At 64.6% G+C, this 21,062-nt stretch carries 18 protein-coding genes; 12 read left to right on the top strand and 6 right to left on the bottom strand.

Annotated elements, in window-relative coordinates; translation table 11 throughout:
• Positions 1–238 precede the first annotated feature (238 nt).
• From pdhA to glmS, 5 genes are all read left to right on the top strand, one after another.
• The gene (gene pdhA / locus BUC36_RS09430; RefSeq protein ID WP_200797216.1) at positions 239–1,327 is read left to right on the top strand and encodes a pyruvate dehydrogenase (acetyl-transferring) E1 component subunit alpha; all 1,089 of its coding nucleotides are present in this window, start codon (positions 239–241) and stop codon (positions 1,325–1,327) included.
• Positions 1,328–1,329: 2 nt separating this feature from the next.
• Positions 1,330–2,325, top strand: coding sequence for an alpha-ketoacid dehydrogenase subunit beta (locus tag BUC36_RS09425; protein WP_073273979.1), 996 nt, complete (start codon positions 1,330–1,332; stop codon positions 2,323–2,325).
• On the top strand, positions 2,322–3,473 hold the full coding sequence (locus BUC36_RS09420; RefSeq protein ID WP_073273975.1) for a dihydrolipoamide acetyltransferase family protein: 1,152 nt from the start codon (positions 2,322–2,324) through the stop codon (positions 3,471–3,473). Before BUC36_RS09425 ends, BUC36_RS09420 begins: the two co-directional genes overlap by 4 nt.
• A gap of 154 nt (positions 3,474–3,627) precedes the next feature.
• Complete coding sequence (locus BUC36_RS09415; protein ID WP_073273973.1) at positions 3,628–4,398, top strand: DeoR/GlpR family DNA-binding transcription regulator; 771 nt, start codon at positions 3,628–3,630, stop codon at positions 4,396–4,398.
• Between the two features lie 62 nt (positions 4,399–4,460).
• The gene (gene glmS / locus BUC36_RS09410) at positions 4,461–6,290 is read left to right on the top strand and encodes a glutamine--fructose-6-phosphate transaminase (isomerizing) (protein ID WP_073273971.1); all 1,830 of its coding nucleotides are present in this window, start codon (positions 4,461–4,463) and stop codon (positions 6,288–6,290) included.
• 6 nt (positions 6,291–6,296) lie between these two features.
• On the opposite strand, the gene fghA is transcribed toward glmS, so the two are convergent.
• Entirely contained in the window at positions 6,297–7,136 is an 840-nt protein-coding gene (fghA, locus tag BUC36_RS09405; RefSeq protein WP_073274800.1) for an S-formylglutathione hydrolase, read from the bottom strand.
• Between the two features lie 64 nt (positions 7,137–7,200).
• A complete protein-coding gene (locus tag BUC36_RS09400; protein WP_073273969.1) occupies positions 7,201–8,328 on the bottom strand; it encodes an S-(hydroxymethyl)glutathione dehydrogenase/class III alcohol dehydrogenase in 1,128 nt (375 codons plus the stop codon).
• 149 nt (positions 8,329–8,477) lie between these two features.
• On the opposite strand from BUC36_RS09400, the gene BUC36_RS09395 reads away from it, so the two are divergent.
• From BUC36_RS09395 to BUC36_RS09385, 3 genes are all read left to right on the top strand, one after another.
• Positions 8,478–9,356, top strand: coding sequence for a LysR substrate-binding domain-containing protein (locus tag BUC36_RS09395; RefSeq protein WP_073273967.1), 879 nt, complete (start codon positions 8,478–8,480; stop codon positions 9,354–9,356).
• A gap of 130 nt (positions 9,357–9,486) precedes the next feature.
• Positions 9,487–10,251 (top strand): class II aldolase/adducin family protein, encoded by a 765-nt coding sequence (locus tag BUC36_RS09390; RefSeq protein WP_073274798.1) that lies wholly within the window; start codon positions 9,487–9,489, stop codon positions 10,249–10,251.
• 190 nt (positions 10,252–10,441) lie between these two features.
• Entirely contained in the window at positions 10,442–12,070 is a 1,629-nt protein-coding gene (locus tag BUC36_RS09385; protein ID WP_073273966.1) for a Na+/H+ antiporter, read from the top strand.
• Between the two features lie 18 nt (positions 12,071–12,088).
• Here BUC36_RS09385 and BUC36_RS09380 read toward each other — a convergent pair whose 3' ends face one another.
• From BUC36_RS09380 to BUC36_RS09370, 3 genes are all read right to left on the bottom strand, one after another.
• The gene (locus tag BUC36_RS09380) at positions 12,089–13,936 is read right to left on the bottom strand and encodes a monovalent cation:proton antiporter-2 (CPA2) family protein (protein ID WP_073273965.1); all 1,848 of its coding nucleotides are present in this window, start codon (positions 13,934–13,936) and stop codon (positions 12,089–12,091) included.
• 34 nt (positions 13,937–13,970) lie between these two features.
• Positions 13,971–15,260 (bottom strand): cation:proton antiporter, encoded by a 1,290-nt coding sequence (locus BUC36_RS09375; protein ID WP_073273964.1) that lies wholly within the window; start codon positions 15,258–15,260, stop codon positions 13,971–13,973.
• Between the two features lie 110 nt (positions 15,261–15,370).
• Positions 15,371–16,270: a pirin family protein gene (locus BUC36_RS09370; RefSeq protein WP_234994935.1), complete on the bottom strand. Its 900-nt coding sequence runs from the start codon at positions 16,268–16,270 to the stop codon at positions 15,371–15,373.
• A gap of 175 nt (positions 16,271–16,445) precedes the next feature.
• Between BUC36_RS09370 and BUC36_RS09365 the strand changes: the two genes are divergently transcribed.
• The 4 genes from BUC36_RS09365 (at position 16,446) to gstA (ending at position 19,672) form a co-directional block, all read left to right on the top strand.
• Positions 16,446–17,333, top strand: a complete 888-nt coding sequence (locus BUC36_RS09365; protein WP_073274794.1) for a LysR family transcriptional regulator — start codon at positions 16,446–16,448, stop codon at positions 17,331–17,333.
• Positions 17,334–17,476: 143 nt separating this feature from the next.
• The gene (locus BUC36_RS09360) at positions 17,477–17,872 is read left to right on the top strand and encodes a DoxX family protein (RefSeq protein WP_073273963.1); all 396 of its coding nucleotides are present in this window, start codon (positions 17,477–17,479) and stop codon (positions 17,870–17,872) included.
• 78 nt (positions 17,873–17,950) lie between these two features.
• Entirely contained in the window at positions 17,951–18,922 is a 972-nt protein-coding gene (locus BUC36_RS09355; protein WP_073273961.1) for a glutathione S-transferase family protein, read from the top strand.
• A gap of 144 nt (positions 18,923–19,066) precedes the next feature.
• Positions 19,067–19,672, top strand: coding sequence for a glutathione transferase GstA (gene gstA / locus BUC36_RS09350; RefSeq protein ID WP_073273960.1), 606 nt, complete (start codon positions 19,067–19,069; stop codon positions 19,670–19,672).
• A 22-nt stretch (positions 19,673–19,694) separates the two neighbouring features.
• Here the strand turns inward: gstA and BUC36_RS09345 are convergent, their stop codons facing one another.
• Positions 19,695–20,954: a multidrug effflux MFS transporter gene (locus BUC36_RS09345; protein WP_073273959.1), complete on the bottom strand. Its 1,260-nt coding sequence runs from the start codon at positions 20,952–20,954 to the stop codon at positions 19,695–19,697.
• Positions 20,955–21,062: the final 108 nt, after the last annotated feature.

The following is a 21,062-nucleotide window of genomic DNA, read 5'->3' as shown; positions in this document are numbered from 1 at the left end:
CGCGGGCCGCTGGCGACCAGGGAGCGAGGTCCTGCCGCGGGTGGCCGTCCGGGAAAAGCGCCTGCGGCTGGAAAATAGGACCGATCAGGTTTTTTGCGGGACGACCACCCGCGGCAGGTCCGATAGAAAGCGCAATCCCGTCGCCACGCCAGAAATACGGCGGCAAACCCCTCCTCTGCGGCGGCGCTGCCGCGCCCATCCCCTACACTTGCGCATCGGGAACAAAAGGAATAACCCGATGCACAAACCCAGAATGCACCTGCTGGCGTCCTTTGACATTGCCAGGCTGCAATATCTCGATGAGCAGGGCCGGGCAACGCAGGAGCTGCCGGACTTCGCTACCCCGGACACCCTGCAGGCGCTCTACCGGCAGATGGCGCTGGCGCGACTGGTCGACGATCGCGCGGTCAAGCTGCAGCGCACCGGTCAGTTGGGCACCTACCCGTCCAGCCTCGGGCAGGAAGCGGTCGGCGTCGGTGTCGGCGGTGCCCTGGAAAAAGACGATATCTACTGTCCCTACTACCGCGAAACCGGCGCCCTGCTGGAGCGCGGGGTGGAGATCGAGGAGATTCTCGCCATCTGGGGCGGTGACGAACGCGGTCAGGACTACCAACACGCCCGTCTCGATTTGCCGCTGTGCATTCCCATCGCCACCCAGTTGCTGCACGCCACCGGCGTCGCTTTCGCGCTCAAATACAAACGGGAACAGTTTGGCGAGCCGCCGCGGGTGGCGGTGACCTGCGCCGGTGAGGGCGCCACTTCCCGCGGCGACTTCTTCGAGGCCATGAACCTGGCCGCGGTGTGGCGGCTCCCGGTGGTTTTCGTGATCAACAACAACCAGTGGGCCATCTCAGTGCCGCGGACCGAACAGACCGCCAGCAAGACCATCGCGCAGAAAGCCATCGCCGCGGGTATCCCCGGATTGCAGGTGGACGGCAACGATGTCATCGCCGTGCGGGCAGCGGTGACGGATGCGGTGGCCCGCGCGCGCAACGGCGAGGGCCCGGCGCTGATCGAGGCAACCTGCTACCGGCTGTGCGACCACACCACCGCCGATGACGCCGGCCGTTATCAGCCGCAGGATGAGGTGCACGCGGCGTGGCAGTGCGAGCCACTGGCGCGGCTCGGCAACTACCTGCGCGGCGAGGACCTGTGGGGCGACGAACAGGAAGGCGAGTTGCAGCGCGAACTGGCGGAAGTGCTGGAGCGCGCGCTGCAGGACTTTGCCGAGCGCCCCGCGCAAAAAAACAGCGCGATGTTCGACTATCTCTACGCGCGCCTGCCGGATGCATTTATCGAGCAGTACGATCAGCTGGTGGGGCAATAACCATGCCCGAGATCACTTTGGTGGAAGCCGTCACCCAAGCCCTGGCCTATGAACTGCAGGCCGATCCGACCGTGCTGGTTTACGGCCAGGACGTCGGCGTCAACGGCGGTGTGTTCCGGGCCACCGACGGCCTGCAGAAAAAGTTCGGCCGCGAACGGGTACTGGACACGCCACTGGCGGAAAACATGATCGGCGGCATCGCCGTGGGAATGGCGGCCATGGGGTTGCGCCCGGTGGCCGAATTCCAGTTTATGGGGTTTATCTACCCGGGCCTCGACCACATCCTCAGCCACGCCGCACGTTACAGAAACCGCACCCGCGGTCGGCTTTCCTGTCCGATTGTCTACCGCGCCCCCTACGGCGGCGGCATTCACGCCCCCGAGCACCACTCCGAGAGCACCGAGGCGCTGTTCGCCCATATTCCCGGTCTGCGCGTGGTGGTGCCCTCCTCCCCGGCGCGCGCCTACGGCCTGCTGCTGGCGGCCATTCGCGACCCGGATCCGGTGGTGTTCCTGGAGCCCAAGCGCATCTATCGGGCGGTGCGCCAGGAGGTGCCGGACAGCGGTGAGGCCCTGCCGCTCGATCGCTGCTTCGTGCTGCGCGAAGGCACCGATGTGACCCTGATTGCCTGGGGCGCCTCCCTGAAGGAAACGCTGCGGGCCGCCGACAAGCTGGCGGAAGACGGCATAGAGGCCGAGGTCATCGACCCCGCCACCCTCAAGCCGTTGGATATTCACGCCATTATCGACTCGCTGGAAAAGACCCACCGCTGTGTCGTGGTCCACGAGGCCGCGCGCTTCGGCGGTCTCGGCGCCGAGATAATCGCGCAGATCAACGACTACGCTTTCGACCTGCTCGAGGCACCGGTACAGCGGGTCACCGGCTACGACACCGTGATGCCCTATTACCGCCTGGAGGATCGCTATCTACCGGGCGTCGAGCAGATACTGGCGGCGGTGCGTGAAGTCCTGGACTACCCGAACGGGGGGCGGCCGTGAAGATCTTCAAATTGCCGGATTTGGGCGAGGGGCTGCCGGATGCGGTGGTCCGCGAGTGGCACGTGCAGGAAGGCGACCATATCGCCGCCCACGACAACCTGGTTACCGTCGAGACGGCCAAGGCCCTGGTCGACGTCCCCGCCCCCTGGGGCGGCACTGTGGAAAAACTCTTCGCCGCCGCGGACGAGACGGTCAACGTGGGAGAACCGCTGGTCGGCTTTAAAGAGGCGGGCGCGGCTGCACCGCCGGAACCTCGCGGCGAGACCGACGAGCGGCAGCGCACTGACACCGGTACCGTCGTCGGCAAGATCGAGCAGAGCGGCGCGGTGCTCGGTGCCGAAGTCGCGCCATCGACAACCCCGCGCCGCCTGGCCACCCCCGCGGTGCGGGCGCTGGCGCGGCGGCTGGGTGTGGACCTGGCCGATCTGCGGCCGCAGGGCGAGCGCTTCAGCGCAGCGGAAATACGGGCGGCGGCGCAACGGGCGCCCACCGCTGCAGCGGCGGCGAAGGCGCCGCCGAAACCGGCAGCCACGGGAACGGCGATGTCGCCGGCGCGCCGCGCCATGGCACTGGCAATGAGTCGCGCCCGCGACCAGGTGGCGCCGATGACCCTGTGCGACCAGGTGGATATTTCCGCCTGGTGGGGCAAGGAATCCGCCACCCTGCGCCTGATCCGCGCCCTGCAACAGGCCTGTGCCGCGGAGCCGCATCTCAATGCGCTCTACCAGGATGAACAGCTGAGCCCGGCGACAACTGTCAATGTCGGCCTGGCGGTGGATTCCCCTCGTGGCCTCTATGTGCCGGTCCTCAAGGATGTGGCCGCCCGCTCCGATGAGGAGATCCTGCAGCAGATCGAGGACTACAAGGACCAGGCCCGCGAACAGGGTATCGCCCAGCGGGACCTGCAGGGCGGCACCATTCTGCTGTCCAACTTCGGCGGCATGGCCGGGCGCTACGCGACGCCGGTGGTGCTGCCACCGACCGTGGCCATCGTCGGTGCCGGCCGCACTTTCCAGGGGGTTGTCGCCGTGGACGACAGGCCGGCGGTGCGACCGCTGCTGCCGCTGTCGATCAGCGCGGATCATCGCGCGGTGACCGGCGGCGAGCTGGCGCGCTTCCTCAAGGCCATGATCCAGGCCCTTTCGTAGGGTGGGCAAAGGCGCGCAGTGACTTGCCCACCTATGAGCGCGATGGACACGCTGCGCTATGCCCATCCTGGGGTTAGACGCCTCCGATAAATTCCTGTGGGCATTTTGATTTCGCTTTGCTATCTTTAACTTTCGAAGCGAAAGTTAAAGTGCCATGTCGAAACGCAACACCCAGCAACGCCGCCATCAAATACTGGCCCTGCTCAATGACGCGGGTGAGGCCAGTGTGGAACAACTGGCGCGGCAGTTCGAAACCTCCGAAGTTACGATCCGAAAGGATCTGACCGCGATGGAGAATCACGGACTGCTGCTGCGCCGTCACGGCGGCGCCATCCCGGTGCCGCGCGAGCTGGTGGTCGAGGAGGCGCCGTCAGAGGTCAAGCGCGCCATCGGCCGCGCCGCCGCCGCGCTGATCCCGGATCACCACCGCATAGTGATCGACTACGGTCGCACCACCGCGGCAATGATCCCGGAGCTGGAGCGCAAGCGCGGCCTGGTGGTGATGACCAACTCCCTGCACGTGGCCAATGCGCTGCGCGAACTGGAAAACGAACCCACCCTGCTGATGACCGGCGGCACCTGGGATCCGCATTTCGAGGCGTTTCAGGGCCGGGTGGCCGAGCAGGTACTGCGCGGCTACGACTTCGACCGCGCCTTTATCGGCGCCGACGGCATCGACCTGGAGCGCGGTACCTGCACCTTCAACGAGCAGATCGGCCTGTCGCGGGTGATGGCGGAAGTGGCGCGGGAAGTGGTGGTGCTGGCGGAGTCGAGCAAGGTCGGTCGCCGTATCCCGAATCTGGAGCTGCCCTGGGAACAGGTAAATATGCTGGTGACCGACAGCGGCCTGGACGAAAACACGCGCCGGCAGCTGGAGTCTCTCGGCGTGCGCGTTATCTGCGCCGAAGTGAGTGCTCACGCCTAGCTTGAAATACGGCTGGCGGGGGCTGGCGCTATATTTTTTGAGGAATAATAGAGGTTAATACGATGTGTGGAATAGTCGGCGCGCTGGCCCAGCGCAACGTGAATGAAATACTGCTGGAAGGACTGCGGCGCCTGGAGTACCGCGGCTATGACTCCGCCGGTGTCTGCCTGGTGGACGGCGACAGCCAGCTGCAGTTGCGCAAGAGCCAGGGCAAGGTGGCGGACCTGGAAGCCAGGCTCGCCGCCGCGCCGGCCGCCGGCCAGCTGGGCATCGCCCACACCCGCTGGGCCACCCACGGCGCCCCGTCGGACAAAAACGCCCACCCGCATGTGTCCGGCCAGATAGCGCTGGTGCACAACGGCATTATCGAGAACCACCAGCCGCTGCGCGCGGAACTGCAGGACCGGGGCTACCAGTTCGCCTCGGATACCGATACCGAGGTGGTGGTGCACCTGGTCCACTCGCTGGTGGCCGGCGGCCGCGATCTGCTGACCGCGGTCACCGCCGCCACCGAAAGGCTGCACGGCGCCTACGCGCTCGGTGTGATCAGCGCCGACGAGCCGGAAAAGCTGGTCTGTGCCCGCTCCGGCAGCCCGCTGGTGGTGGGCGTCGGCATCGAGGAGAACTTTATCGCCTCCGATCCCATGGCCCTGCGCCAGGTGACCGACCGCTTTATCTTCCTCGAGGAAGGTGATGTGGCCGAAATCAGCCGCGCCGGCATCGCCGTGCGCGACAAGCAGGGCGAGGAAGTCAGCCGCCCGGTGCACAAGCTGGACGGCGGCCACGATGCGGCCGACAAGGGCCGCTATCGCCACTATATGCAGAAGGAGATCTTCGAGCAGCCGGCGGTTGTAGAAGCCACCCTGGCCGGCCGACTCGGCGACAAGTCGGTGCTGTCCGAAGCACTGGGTGCCCGCGCCCACGAGATACTGCCGGAAGTAAAACAGGTGCAGATAGTCGCCTGCGGCACCAGCTACCACGCCGGCCTGGTGGCGCGCTACTGGCTGGAGGACTGGGCCGGTATCCCCTGCTCCGTCGAGGTCGCCAGCGAAATCCGTTACCGCAAGACGGCGGTGCGCCCGGGCACCCTGTTCGTGACGATTTCCCAGTCCGGCGAGACGGCGGATACCCTAGCCGCCCTGCGCCAGGCCAAGGAGCTCGGCTACCTGGCGTCGATGACCATCTGCAACGTACCGAACAGTTCGCTGGTGCGGGAATCGGAGCTGTCGCTGATGACCGAGGCGGGTCCGGAGATCGGTGTCGCCTCCACCAAGGCCTTCACCACCCAGCTGGTGGCGCTGCAGCTGTTCTGTATCGCGCTGGCCAAGGTCAACGGCCTCAGTGCTGCGCGCGAGGCGGAGCTGGTACAGGCGCTGCACCAGCTCCCCGGGCTGATGGAGCAGTTCACCGGCCTGGACCAGCTGGTGCAGGACACCAGCGAGGCCTTCGCCGAGAAGCACCACGCGCTGTTCCTCGGCCGCGGTGTCGAGTACCCGATCGCCCTCGAGGGCGCGCTGAAGCTGAAGGAGATCTCCTATATCCACGCCGAGGCCTACCCGGCCGGCGAGCTGAAGCACGGCCCGCTGGCACTGGTGGATGCGGATATGCCGGTAATCGTCGTGGCGCCGAATAACGAGCTGCTGGAGAAACTCAAATCCAACCTGCAGGAGGTGCGTGCCCGCGGCGGCCAGCTGTTCGTGTTCGCCAGTCCCCAGGCCGGTTTCACCAGCGAGGCGGGCGTCACCGTGGTGGAGGTACCGGATGCGCCGGAGAGCCTAGCACCGATCCTGTACACGGTGCCGCTGCAATTGCTCAGCTACCACGTGGCACTGCTGAAGGGTACCGACGTGGACCAGCCGCGCAACCTGGCCAAGTCGGTGACGGTGGAGTAAGCGGCGCTAGAGACCCAGGTGTCGGGCGTGAAACCGCAGGTGCTGCTCGATAAAGCTGGCGACGAAAAAGTAGCTGTGATCGTAGCCATCGCGGCGGTGCAGCTGCAGCGGATAGCCGCTGGCGGCGGCCGCGGCCTCCAGCGTCTCCGGCTTCAGTTGCTCGGCGACAAACTCGTCGGCGTCGCCCTGGTCGACCAGCGCCGGCACGCCATCCTGCGCCCGGCACATCAGCAGGCTGGCATCGTAGTCGGCCCAGCGGGCGGCGTCCCCGCCCAGGTAGGCGGTTAACGCCTTGCGGCCCCAGGGGCAGTTGGACGGGTTGGCGATCGGGCTGAAGGCTGATACCGATGTGTAGCGATCGGGATTGCGCAGCGCCAGCACCAGAGAGCCGTGGCCGCCCATCGAGTGGCCGGCGATGGCGCGCCTGTCGCTGACCGGGAAGTTGGACTCCACCAGCGTCGGCAGTTCGTCCAGCACATAGTCGTACATCCGGTAGTGGCGCTTCCACGGCTCCCGGGTGGCGTTGACATAGAAGCCGGCGCCCTGGCCCAAGTCGTAGCCGTCGTCGTCTGCCACCGCGTCACCCCTGGGGCTGGTGTCCGGCGCCACTATGGCCATACCCAGCTGGGCAGCGACCCGCTGCGCGCCGGCCTTCTGCATAAAGTTTTCATCCGTGCAGGTGAGCCCGGACAGCCAGTAGAGCACCGGCACCCGCTGACTCGCACTGGCCTGTGGCGGCAGGTAGATGGCGAAGCGCATAGCGCAGCCGAGGGTGTCCGAGTGGTGGCTGTACTGCTTGTGCCAGCCGTCGAAACTCTTGTTGCTGCTCAGGTTTTCGATGGTCATCAGACCCTCCAAAGGTTGGCCGCCCGCTCCGGAAAAGGAGGCGAAGGAGCGGGCGGTGGCACCATTACTTGTCGAAGTGGATCACGGTGCGGATGCTCTCGCCCTTGTGCATCAGCTCGAAGGCCTTGTTGACATCCTCCAGGCCCATGGTGTGGGTGATGAAGTCGTACAGCCTGAACTCGCCTTTCATATAGCGCTCGACGTATTCGGGCAGCTCCGAGCGACCCTTGACGCCGCCAAAGGCGGAGCCCTTCCACACGCGGCCGGTCACCAGCTGGAAGGGGCGCGTGGAGATTTCCTGGCCGGCGCCGGCGACGCCGATGATCACCGATTCGCCCCAGCCCTTGTGGCAGCACTCCAACGCGCTGCGCATCACATTGACGTTGCCGATGCACTCGAAGGAGTAGTCCACGCCGCCGTCGGTCATCTCGACGATGACTTCCTGGACCGGCTTGTCGTACTTGGTCGGGTTGATGCAGTCGGTGGCGCCGAGTTTGCGCGCCAGCTCGAATTTACGCTCGTTGATATCGATCGCGATGATGCGCCCGGCCCCCGCCATGGCGGCGCCGATAATCGCCGACAGGCCGATACCGCCGAGGCCGAAGATGGCCACGGTGGCGCCCTTCTCCACCTTGGCGGTGTTCATGACCGCGCCCATGCCGGTGGTGACTCCGCAGCCGAGCAAGCAGATCTCCTCCAGTGGCGCGGCCTTGTTTACCCTGGCCAGGGAGATCTCCGGCAGTACCGTGTACTCGGAGAAGGTGGAGCAGCCCATGTAGTGGTAGATGGGCTTGCCATCCTTATAGAAACGTGTGGTGCCGTCCGGCATCAGGCCCCTGCCCTGGGTCTCGCGGATTTTCTGGCACAGGTTGGTCTTGCCGGACCTGCAGAACTTACACTCGCCGCATTCGGGCGTGTACAGCGGAATTACGTGGTCGCCCACCGCGACGCTGGTCACGCCCTTGCCCACAGCCTCGACGATGCCGCCACCCTCGTGGCCGAGGATCGCCGGGAAGACGCCCTCCGGGTCGTCGCCGGACAGGGTAAACGCATCGGTGTGGCAGACGCCGGAAGCGACCACGCGCACCAGCACCTCGCCGGCCTGCGGCGGCATCACGTCCACCTCTTCGATCGACAGCGGTTGCCCCGGGCCCCAGGCCACGGCGGCTTTGGATTTGATCATCTTGGTCATCGGCTACTCCTCGACAGGATTGGGTTGCGGCACTGGCCGCGGGAAACGGGCGCCAGTTTAGTTTGATACCGGTGAGAGATAATCTGGCAAAATGTAAAATCACTTTTCCATGCTGGTAACAATGGCGGTCGAAGCCGCGCGGAGGGTCGGTGCAGAACTGGGAAGGGGTCAGCGAGTTCGTCGCGGTGGTTGAACAGGGCAGTTTCACCGCCGCAGCCGCGCGCCTCGATATCTCCACGGCGCAGGTCAGCCGCCAGGTCAGCGCACTGGAGGGCCGGCTGGGGACGAAACTGCTCTATCGCACCACGCGGAAGGTGACGGTCACTGAACTTGGGCAGGTCTACTACCGGCTATGCCGCCAGGCGCTGGACGGCCTACAGGAGGCGGAGCTGGCCGTGACCCGTCAGCAGCAGGTGCCCAGGGGCAGGCTGCGGCTGACCGCGCCGGTGGCTTTCGGGGAAAAAACCATAGCGCCGCTGCTGAACGATTTCGCGGTCCGCTATCCGGAACTTGAGGTGGAGCTGCAGCTGACCAATCAGCAGCTGGACCTGGTGGCCGAGGGTTACGACCTGGCCGTGCGCCTGGGGCGCCTGAAGGACTCCAGCCTGATGGCCAAGCGCCTCGCCTCGCGCACCCTGTATGTCTGTGGGTCGCCGGAATACCTTTCCAGATACGGGGAGCCGCACAGCCTGTCGGAACTGGAGCGGCACAACTGCCTGCGCGGCACCCTGGACGACTGGCGCTTCCAGGAGGGCGGTAAATCGCGGGATATCCGCGTCGGCGGCAGCCTGCGCTGCAACAGCGGCTGGGCGCTGCTGGACGCGACGCTGAAGGGTATGGGACTGGTGCAGCTGCCGGATTTCTATGTGCAGCGGTACCTGCAATCCGGCGCACTGGTCGCGGTACTGGAGAACTTCCGCCGTGCGGATGAGGGTATCTGGGCCATCTACCCGCAAAACCGCTTTCTGTCGCCGAAAGTGCGGCTACTGCTCGATCATCTGGCGCAGGCCTTGCCCGGGACGGACTAGTGGCGCCTCCTCTCGCTCAAAAGTCGAACAACGTGCTATAAGGAACCTTCGGCGGTTCTGGCGATATGAGGCTCGGGTAATGGCCACTGCGGAAAAAACAAGAAAAATGGCGGATATCAATACTGCGGTAATGAATGGCGATGTCAGTGTGCTGCTCGGTGAGCCCTGGCAGCCGCCGGAGAAGGTGCGGGAGGAGCGCAAGAGAAAGCTCACCGCGGCCTTCCGCCTGTTTGGCAAATTCGGTTTCGACGAGGGCGTGGCGGGCCATATCACCGTGCGCGATCCCGAGTTGGAGGACCACTTCTGGGTCAATCCAATGGGTGTGTCCTTCAAGCAGCTGCGCATGTCGCAACTGCTGCTGGTCAATCACAACGGCGACGTGGTCGAGGGCGACGGTTACCTGAACGGCGCCGCGTTTACGATCCACTCCCACATTCACCGTTTGCGCCCGGATGTGATTGCGGCCGCCCACGCCCACTCCCTGTACGGTAAGGCCTGGTCGTCTCTAGGCCGGCTGCTGGATCCGATCACCCAGGACGCCTGTGCCTTCTTCGGCGACCACGGCCTGCTCGATACCTTCTCGGGCGTGGTGCTGGAAATGGGTGAAGGCGAAGCGCTGGCGCAGGCGCTCGGCAACAGGAAGGCACTGATACTGCAGAACCACGGCCTGCTCACGGTCGGCAAGTCCGTGGAAGAGGCCGCCTGGTGGTATATCACCATGGAGCGCAGCTGCCAGGCGCAGCTGCTGGCCGAGGCCGCCGGCGACCCGATACTGATAGAGCCGGAGGTGGCGATACGCACCCGCGCGGTGGTGGGTACCGAACTGGCCGGACTTTTCAGTTTTCAGCCGTTATACAGCGTGATTTGCGCCGAACAGCCGGATATGTTCGAGTAATCACCGGTCAACTCGCGCACACCTATTCACAGGTTTCCGCTTTTCTATACTCGCTGTAAGTCCGTCGAGTTACAGCGAGTGTCCCGTTGAAGTCCCCCTGCCGCTGCCCACTTCGAGGCCAGCAATTCGACGGTTTGTATCCGCCGATTCCGCTGCCGCTGAATACGCCTTGACGCGGATATAGCGCGCCATGCACTACGTTGCCGTCGCCCTGCTGCTCCTGGTTGCTGTGACCTTCAGCGGCATAATCGCGCGCGTGCTGCCGCGGCGTCTGCCTCTGCCGCTAATACAGATCGCCACCGGCGTGCTGCTCGGCAGTGTGTTCGGCGTGAAGATTCCGCTGGATCCGGAAATTTTCTTCCTGCTGTTTATCCCGCCGCTGCTGTTCCTGGATGGCTGGCGTATTCCCAAGGGGGCATTTTTTCGCGACCTGCGCCCGATCCTGACGCTGGCGGTGGGCCTGGTGCTTTTCACCGTGGTGGGCATGGCACCGTTTATCCACTGGCTGGTGCCGGCCATGCCGCTGGCGGTCTGCTTTGCGGTCGCGGCGATTCTGGCCCCGACGGATCCGGTGGCACTGGCCGCCGTCCGCGGCAGTACCCCGCTGCCGCCGCGCCTGCGGCATGTGCTGCAGGGCGAGGCACTCCTCAACGATGCCTCGGGGCTCGATGTCTTCCGCTTCGCGGTCGTGGCGGTGGTGAGTGGCAGCTTTTCCCTGGCGCAGACGGCGGCTGGCTTTGTGTGGATGGTGGCCGCCGGCGTCGCGATCGGTGTCGGCGTGGCCCTGGCCTGCGCCTATGCGTTGCGCGGGCTCGGCCGCCTCGGCGGGGAGGACACCGGCATAGAGATACTGGTGAGCCTGCTGGTGCCCTTTGCCGCCTATCTGGCGTCGGAACATCTTGGCGGTTCCGGCATTCTGGCGGCGGCCACAGGGGGAATCGCCACCCAGTATGTGAACCTGCGCGGCCCCGAACTCTCCGCCACGCGCATGGAGCGCCAGGCGGTTTGGAATACCGTGCAGGACGTACTGAACGGTGTCATCTTCGTGCTGCTGGGGGAACAGCTGGTGCGCATCCTGAATGCGTATCTGGGACCGGCACGCCTCAGCGCCGCGGCCAGCGACTGGACGGTGCTGCTGTATGTGATCGCGATTACCGCTGCCCTGCTGATACTGCGCTTTGTCTGGGTTTGGGTATCCCTATATCTGACGCGGATCCGCCGGGAAATCCCCGACACGAGAGAGCGGTTGCTGCTGGTAACGGTGACCGCACTGGCTGGGGTGCGCGGTGCCGTCACCCTGGCCGGCGTCCTGTCGCTGCCGCTGCTGTTACCGGATGGCAGCGGCTTTCCCGCGCGCGAACTGGCGGTGGTCATTGCGATGGGCGTCATACTGACGTCGCTGCTGCTGGCCAGTTTCACCCTGCCGCCACTGGTGCGGCGCCTGCCGGCAAGACCGCAAATGGCGGAGATCGGCGACGAGCGCGGTGCGCGCGTGGCTGCGGCACGGGCCGCTTTGAGCCGGTTGCAGGCCCTGCGCGACGGCATAGAGGAGAAAGATGAAGCCGCCGAAGTCGAACGCGAGGCGCTGGACTACCTGCTGGATCTCTACCGCCGGCGCCTGGCCCGCGGCGACAGCAACCGGCAGCAGCGCGTGTGGATGCTGGCGCGCAGCGAGCGCGAGTTCCACCTGGATGCCCTTGCCGCCGAGCGCGATCAGCTTTTTCGCCTGCGCATCGAGCGGCAGATCGACGATGAGCTGCACCGCAAACTGGTGCTGGAGGTGGACCTGATAGAGGCGAGCCTGCGCAGCGAAGACTAGTGACGGCCGCGCGTTTACCTAGAGCCCCGGGCGGGAGTCCTCCCAGTGGTGATCCAGGTGCAGGTCCTTGTCGCGCCTGTCCTCGCGCAGCGCCTGCAGCAACTGTTCGCGGTAGATCTTCGTCTGCGCGATATGTTGCGACTCGTCGCGCCAGTAGGGAAACAGCGATTCCAGCATGCGCTGGTCGTGCTGCTTGAACTTGCGCGCCGCGCGCCGCGCCTGCAGCGGGCTCAGGCCCAGTAGTTGCAGTGCGCACTCGCCGATGGACAGCGCCGAATCCACCGTCTCGCGGAAGATATATTTTACGCCGGCCTCCATCAGCGCATACTGGTGCATACGGTTGCGCGCCCGCGCCAGTATGGTCACGTGTGGGAAATGCTTGCGCAGCTGCGCGACGATTTCCAGCGACGCCGCCTGGTCGCTGAGAGTCAGGATCACCAGGCGCGCGTTTTCCGCACCGGCAGCGTGCAGCAGGTCTTCGCGGGAGGCGTCGCCGTAGTAGGCCTTGATGCCGTAGCGACGCACCAGGTCCAGCTGTTCTGCATTGCGTTCCAGCAGGGTGGTGTCGAAGCCACAGGCATTCAGCAGGCGCCCGGCAATCTGGCCGAAGCGCCCGTAACCGACGATGATCACCGGCGATCCGCTGTCCACCGGCGGCTCCTCCTCGCGCTCCCCTGCGCTTTCCGCGCCGCGTATAAAGCGCTGCTGGATAAACTGTTCGTAGATCAGCAGCAGAATCGGCGTCAGCGCCATCGACAGCGCAATCACGGCGATCAGCAGGTTGCCGGCGGTGCTGTCGAGCACGTTGTTCTGGCTGGCGAAGGACACCAGCACGAAGCCGAACTCGCCCGCCTGCGCCAGCGACAGGGCGAACAACCAGTCCTCGCCCCGCGACATGCCGATGGTGCGCGCCAGCGCAAACAGCACCGCGAACTTGACCGCCACCAGCAGCAGCACCAGGCCGAGCAGCAGCAGCGGGTACTCGGCGATCAGGTTGAAGTTCAGGTTGGCGCCGACGGCGATAAAGAAGATACCGAGCAGCAGCCCTTTGAACGGCTCTATGTCCGCCTCCAGTTCGTGGCGGAACTCGCTCTCGGCGAGCAGAACGCCGGCGAGGAAGGTTCCGAGCGCCGGCGACAGGTGCAGCCCGCTCATAATGGCGGCCGCACCGATGACGATCAGCAGTGAGGTGACCGTGAACATCTCCCGCACCTGGCTGCCGGCGACCAGGCGCAGCAGCGGCCCGAGCAGATAGCGCCCGGCGACGGCGAAGGCGACGATGGTACCGATCACCGCCAGCGCGTAGCGCCAGCCGGTGAGGCCGGTGACGGCGCCTGCCACCGGGGTCGTGGCCAGCAGCGGCAGCAGCGCCAGAATGGGGATCACCGCAATGTCCTGGAACAGCAGTACGGCGAAGGCGCTGCGCCCGCCCTGGGTTTTCAGCAGTCCCTTCTCGCTCAGTGACTGCAACACGATTGCCGTCGACGACAGCGCCAGTATCAGGCCGATGGCCAGCGCCGCGCGCCAGCTCTCCTCGTACAGCAGCAGTGCCAGCGCTGCCACCGCGGCGGCGGTGAGCAGCACCTGGGCGGAGCCGGTGCCGAGGATGGCCCCGCGCATCTGCCACAGCTTGCGCGGCTGCAGTTCCAGCCCGATCAGGAACAGCATCAGCGCCACCCCGAATTCGGCCACGTGCATCTCGTCGCTGGCATCGCCGACCAGGCCCAGCGCATGGGGGCCGATGGCTACGCCGGCGAGCAGGTAGCCGAGCACCGACCCCAGGCCGAGGCGGGTGGCGATGGGCACGGAGATCACCGCCGCGGCCAGATAGATGACCGCCTGCAGCAGGTAACTGGTGTGTTCCATGAGATTGGTGTCGTTTGTTAGTCGGAAACAGGCCTCAGGCCGGTTCCGCCGCGGTCTCCGGTTCGGCGAACTCGCGGCTGCGGCGGATCAGCGGCGCGATGGTGGAGCCCTGCACTACGATCGAAAAGAGTACCACGCCGTAGGTCATCACGACCCAGAGGTGGCGCAGGTCCTGGCCCTGGATAAAGGCATGGCCCGCCGGAATCGACATCGCCAGCGCCAGCGCCAGGCCGCCGCGCAGGCCGCCCCAGATCAATATGCGCTCGGTGTACGGATGGTAGCGGCGGAATCGCTTCAGGATCGTAAATGGCACCGTGACCGCCAGCGTGCGGGCCAGCAGCACGATAACGATGCCGGCCACCATCAGCAGGTAGTCAAAGGCCTGCAGGTCGATGGTAATCAGGAACAGGCCCACCAGCAGGAACAGCAGGCCGTTCAGGAAATCCTCGGTAATGCTCCAGAAGTTGTCCAGCTCGTGCTGGCTCACCCGGGAGAAGCCGCGCTCGCGGGTGAAGTTGCCGATAATGATGCCGCTCACCACCATGGCCAGGGCGCCGGAGACGCCGAGCAGGTTGGCGAGGGAAAAACCGGCCGTCGGGATCACCAGGGTCAGCAACAGCTCGAGGCTGTGGTCGTTGGTGCAGCAGATCAGCCAGTGGAACAGCCCGCCGATCAACAGGCCGAGCACCACGCCGCCGACCGCCTCAACGGCAAACAGGTGGGCCACCGCCGGGAATGTCGGCTCGCCGCCCTCGAACGCCAGCGCGTAGATAACCGCAAAGACGACGATGCCGAAGCCATCGTTGAACAGTGACTCGCCCTCCACCTGGATTGACACCTGTTCCGGCGCCTTGAGGCTCTTGATGATGGCCAGTACCGCGATCGGGTCCGTCGGCGAGATCAGCGCGCCGAACAGCAGACAGAAGACGAAGGCTACCGGCATACCCACCAGCTGCAGGAACCAGTAGAGCAGCCCCCCCACCACGAAGGTGGAGATCAGTGTGCCGACAATGGCGAGCAGGCCGATTTCCAGGCGCTGGTTGCGCAGGGCCAGCAGGTCGATGTGCAGGCTGCCGGCGAACAGCAGGAAGCCGAGCATGCCCTTCAGCAGCAGGTCCTCGAGGTTCAGCAGCGGCAGCAGCTGGTCGGCCCAGTCGCGCAGCTCGACAATTCCCAGTTTGCCCAGCCCGGTGACCAGCAGCGACAGCGCCAGCGCGCCGGCGGTGATGGCGATGGTGGCCTGTGCGCGCAGCACATACTGGTTCAGGAATCCGAGAAACACCGACACCGCGGCCAGAAAACAAAAGGTGTAATAGACTTCCATATCGCGCGTGCGAGCTCGCTTCTCAAGAATTTCGGGGATGCCACAGGACAAATGTAGGAGCCTGCTTGCAGGCTCCCACAGGGTGCTCAGATCTGGCCCCAACGGGAGGCCTAGTCGGTAAGGGTGCCGTTATTGTAGTCGCGCAGAGCCTGCTCGATTTCCTCGCGGCTGTTCATCACGAAGGGGCCATAGTGGGCGACGGGTTCGCGCAGGGGCAGGCCATGCAGGCACAGCAGGCCGGCTCCCTCGCCCTCTGTCGGGGCTTGGGCGCGCAATTGTAGCGCCTCTCCTGCGCCATACAACAGCATATTGCCGCGCGGTATCGTGCCGCGCTCGGTCACCAGCGCCCCCGCGTAGACATACACCAGCACGCTGTGCGCCGCCGGCAGCGGCAGCAGTACCTCGGCGCCGGCGGCCAGGCGGATATCCGCGACTGCCGCCTCGGCGGCCGCATCGGTCAATGGCGCGTTTCGCTCCTCGCCGCCGATATGCCATGTGCCGGCAATCAGGCGGATCAGTGAGCCCTCACTGACACTCTCGCCACCATCCAGGGCCAGCTCGGGAATTTCTGCAGACTGAATGTCGCGCCAGGTGGGATCGTCCATCTTGTTGGCGGCCGCCATATTGATCCACAGCTGGAAGCCGTGCATGCCGCCGGGCGCCTGCCCGGGCATCTCCGAGTGGATGATGCCGCGCCCGGCGCGCATCCACTGGGCGCCGCCGGAAGAAACGGAACCGCGATTGCCGAGGTGGTCCTGGTGCTCGAACTCGCCGTTCAGCATGTAGGTCAGCGTTTCTATTCCGCGGTGCGGGTGCGGCGGGAAGCCGGCGATATAGTCGTCGGCACGCTCGGAGCGGATCTCGTCCAGCATCAGAAAGGGGCTGAAGTCCGGGCTGTCGAATCCGGGCACGCGCTGAATCCTGACGCCGGCACCGTCCGCGGAAGCCTGGCTGCCGATACCGCGCAGCAGCGGGCGGGCGCCCGGTTGCCGCTTATACATTTGCTCCATAAACACCTCCATTCGTGCGTTTGTCCGCAGTATAGGCCGATCAATTCGATTAAAAATGGCAAAAAATTGCTGTTTTTATTCGAATCTATAGGTGGGTTGCGCTATATAAGCTGCTTGCGCACGAGTTTTCGACTTTCGCTCGAGCGCCCACCCTTACAGTGCAAGAGGAATGCAGATGGCCAAGGTAACCCTGGAACAGTGGCGGATGTTCCAGTCGGTGGTGGAACACGGTGGCTTCTCCCAGGCGGCGCAGGCGGTGCACAAGAGCCAGTCTTCCATTAACCACGCCGTGCACAAGTTGCAGGAGACTCTCGGCGTGCCGCTGTTGGAAGTGCGCGGGCGCAAGGCCGAGTTGACCGACGCCGGACGGATCCTGCTGGCCCGCGCCGGCGGCCTGCTGGACGAAGCCGAGGCGCTCGAGTCCGTCGCCACCAGCCTCGCCGGCGGCGAGGAGGCCACCCTGACGCTGGCGGTCGATGTCATCTTCGACTACGAGTGCCTGTTCAATGCGATAGAGCATTTTGCCGAGGCGTTTCCATACACCCGACTCGAGGTGCGCGAGACGGTGCTGTCCGGCGCCGAGGAGTTGCTGGTCCAGCAGCAGGCAGATTTTATCCTCAGCGCGCGGGTGCCCCAGGGGTTCGTCGGTGAGCCGGTGGCGCGGGTGCGCTTCGTGCCGGTGGCCCACCCGCAGCACCCGTTGCACCAGCTGGGGCGGCCGGTGGCGCGCAAGGACTTGAAAGCCTGCCGGCAGATAGTGCTGCGGGATTCGGCCATCAGGAACCGCCAGGATTCCGGCTGGCTCAGTTCCGATCAGCGCATCACCGTGACCAATGTGCAGACCTCATTGGAGCTGATCGAGCGCGGCCTCGGTTTCGCCTGGCTGCCGGAGACACGCATCCGCGAATCCCTGTCCGCGGACCGGGTGCTGCCCCTGCAGACCGAGGACCCCTGGGAGCGGGATGTCACCGTCTACCTGGTGTATGCCGATGTGGACCGCTGCGGTCCGGCGACCGGTTACCTGATCGAGGCGCTGCGCGCCGGACTGGCGCCGCTGGAGTGAGTTTCCGAGTCGATTGGCAGGCCAATTTCTTAAAAATTCGAAAGCTATTCGCGAATTTTTGCGGTTTTTTCCGTAAAAAATAGAACTAGACTGGGTGGAGTTTCACTATCAATGACCAACTGATCTCAAGCGAGGATTCAGCGATGACTCACCCAATCCACTGCGATCTCGGCAAACTGCTCGGCCGCGTGCTGATGTCCCTGATCTTTATATCCGCCGGCTGGAGCAAGATCGGCGGCTACGAAGGCACCCAGGGCTATATGGAATCTGCCGGTGTGCCGGGCATTCTGCTGCCGCTGGTGATCCTGGTCGAACTGGGCGGTGGCCTGGCGGTACTGCTCGGATTCTTCACCCGCTGGGCGGCACTGGCTCTCGCGGTATTCTGTTTCGCCAGCGCGGCGCTGTTCCACTATGTGCCGGGTGACCAGGCGCAGATGATCAGCTTTATGAAAAATATCACCATCGCCGGTGGCTTCCTGATTCTCGCCTGTGCCGGCGCCGGCAAGCTGAGCCTGGACAACTATCTGCGCGGCAAATAAGCGCCGCCTCAGGCGCGGGTTCAGCCCGCGCCCTTTCCGACTCCCTGTCGACAACATTCCTAATGTGTGGAGATTGCTATGGGCCTACTGGTCAATGGCCAGTGGCAGGACCGCTGGTACGATACTGAGAAGAGCCACGGCGAGTTCGTGCGCGAGGCGGCACAGCTGCGCAACTGGATTACCGCCGACGGCAGCCCCGGCCCCAGCGGTGAGGGCGGCTTCGCCGCGGAGAAAGACCGCTACCACCTGTATGTTTCCCTGGCCTGCCCCTGGGCGCACCGCACGCTGATCTTTCGCCAGCTGAAAGGCCTGGCGGACTATATCGGCGTCTCCGTAGTGAGTCCTTACATGCGCGAACACGGCTGGACCTTCAATACCGACGAGGGCAGCAGTGGCGATCACCTGTTTGGCGCCGACTATCTGCATCAACTGTATACCCGCAACCGCGCCAAATACTCGGGTCGCGTAACGGTGCCGCTGCTGTGGGACAAGCAGCGCGAGCGTGTGGTCAGCAACGAGTCGTCGGAAATCATCCGCATGTTCAACAGCGCCTTTGACGGCCTGACCGGCAACGACGCGGATTTATATCCGGAGCTGCTGCGCGGCGATATCGATGCCACTAACGATGTCGTCTATGAAACCATCAACAATGGCGTCTATCGGGCCGGTTTCGCGACGTCCCAGGACGCCTACGAGCACGCCTACGAGCGACTGTTCAGCACCCTGGAGCAGTTGGAACAGCGGCTGGCAGACAACCGCTATCTGACCGGGGAGCGGATCACCGAGGCCGACTGGCGGCTGTTCACCACGCTGATCCGCTTCGACGCCGTCTACCACGGCCACTTCAAGTGCAACAAGAAGCGGCTTGCGGACTACCCGAACCTGTGGGGCTATGTGCGGGAGCTCTACCAGTGGCCGGGGGTCGCCGACACGGTGGATTTCCACCATATCAAGACGCATTACTACGCCAGTCACGGGAATATCAATCCGACCGGCATAGTGCCGAAGGGCCCGGAACTGGATTACGCGGCACCGCACAACCGCGGTTAAGAAAACCGCAATAACTCCTCTACATCACATCAGGCAGCGCGCCTTAGGCGCATGCCGCCGCGCGCGCAGACGGCTGAAAACTATCGGCGAATAGCCCGCGCCTATACTGCAGGAAGCCCTGCAACTGCGATCGCGAGGATCCCGATGAAGCTCTTTTACGCCCCCGGCGCCTGCTCCCTGTCGCCCCATATCGTCGCCTGCGAGGCCGGTATCGAACTGGAGTTGTGCAAGGTGGATCTCGGCGAGCACAAGACGGAAAGCGGCGCCGACTATTGCGAGATTAACCCGAAGGGCCATGTGCCGGCACTGCAGCTGGAAGGGGGCGAGATTCTGACGGAGGGGCCGGCCATAGTGCAGTTCATTGCCGAGCAGAAGCCGGATGCGAACCTGGCACCGGAATACGGCAGTCTCGCGCATTACCGCTTGCTGGAATGGCTGAATTACATCGCCGCCGAGGTGCACAAGGCCTTCGTGCCGCTGTTCTGGAACGGCAGCGATGAAGAAAAGGCGCAGGCGAAGAAAATCATCGCCAGGCGCTTCGATTTTATCGAGCAACGCCTCGAGCACGACTACCTGATGGGCGACGATTTTACCATCGCCGATGCCTACCTGTTCACCATCGCCGGCTGGCTCGACCAACAGAAAATCGACACGTCGGGCTGGCCGAGGCTGCGCGCCTTCCAACAGCGAGTGGCCGCGCGGCCGGCTGTGCAGAAGGCGATGCGCGCGGAGGGTCTGCTGAAGGGGTGAGTGCGGCCGTTAACCGAGCGGCTCAGCGCGGGATATAGCGCTTGGTGACCGGCACAGCGACATCGATTGGCTCGTACGCGCGGGCGATGAATACTGCCGCCAGCAGCGCCGCCACCGCGCAACCCAGCATGGCGCCGGCGACAGGGACCAGCGTACCCGTGTGCAGGCTGTTGACGATGCCGCCAAGTATGCCACCGGTGATGAAGATGGTGGCGCCATACAGGGCGTTGGCGCTACCGCTTATCCGCGGGAAAAACTCCAGAAAACAGGCCGCGGCATTGGGCCCGGTAATGCCGATACAGGCCATCACCAGCACCAGCGGCACCATCCACAGAGTTATCTCCTTGACGCCCGTCAATGTTCCGAGCAGCAGCAGCCCGCAGCCCAGCAACTGCAGCAGTATGCCGGCCAGCAGGATATTACGCGGTTCGAACAGGTTCAGCAGGCGGATGTTGACCTGCACCATGCAGATCAACCCCAGCACACAAATACCGAAATAGATCGGAAACTGTGTCGCCGGCACCTCGAAAACCTTCATGAAAACAAAAGGTGCGGTGGTGATATAGATAAACATCGAACCACTGACGCAGGCCTGGGCGGCGAGAAAGCCCAGCGCGCGGCGGTTGCCGAGCACCTGACCGTAACTGTTGATCACCGAGCGCAGGGGCTTGCGCTGGCGCCGCGCGCGGGAGAATCGCGACACCGTCTCGGGCAGCAGGAAGCGCACCAGCACCAGCATGGCGGTGGCGTACAGAATTAGGAATACGAAAATACTTTGCCAGCCGCCGCCGGCCAGCAGCACCGAGCCGATTACCGGCGCAATCAGCGGTGCCACCAGCATCATGGTGCTGATCATCGAGATGATCTTGGCCGCCTCGCGGCCGCTGTGCAGATCGCGCACTATAGCCGCGCAGATCACCGTGGCGAAGCCGCCGCCAATGGCCTGGAACAAGCGCAGGATAATCAGCTGGTCCACGTGATCCGCGAACAGCACCAGTATCGAAGTGGCGATATAGATACTCAGGCCGATGGTGCCAACCAATCGCCGGCCCCAGCGATCGGACAGCGGCCCGCCACACAACTGGCCGATGGCAAAGCCGAGCAGAAAACTCGACACCGAGTGCTGCACCCGCGCCACGGCGGTATCCAGTGCCTCGGCCATCGCCGGGATCGCCGGCAGGTAGCTGTCGATGGAAAACGGGGTCAGCGCCACCAGTGCCGCCAGCCACACCGCCAGCCAGCGCGGCGGTTTCTTTTCGGCGGGAATGGCGATGGATTCCATAGATTCGGCTCTGGTACTGCATGGCGGAATGAGGGGGTGAACTCGGCCGGTGCTGCTGAGCTAAAAGATTAGTCGCCGAGGGCGGGCCATGGTAGCGGCGAGCGGCGA

The sequence above is a fragment of the Microbulbifer donghaiensis genome (assembly GCF_900129095.1).
GTDB classification, from domain to species: Bacteria; Pseudomonadota; Gammaproteobacteria; order Pseudomonadales; family Cellvibrionaceae; genus Microbulbifer; species Microbulbifer donghaiensis.
The sequence above is the reverse complement of the archived record's forward strand: the minus strand, read 5'-3'. Positions and strand labels throughout refer to the sequence as shown.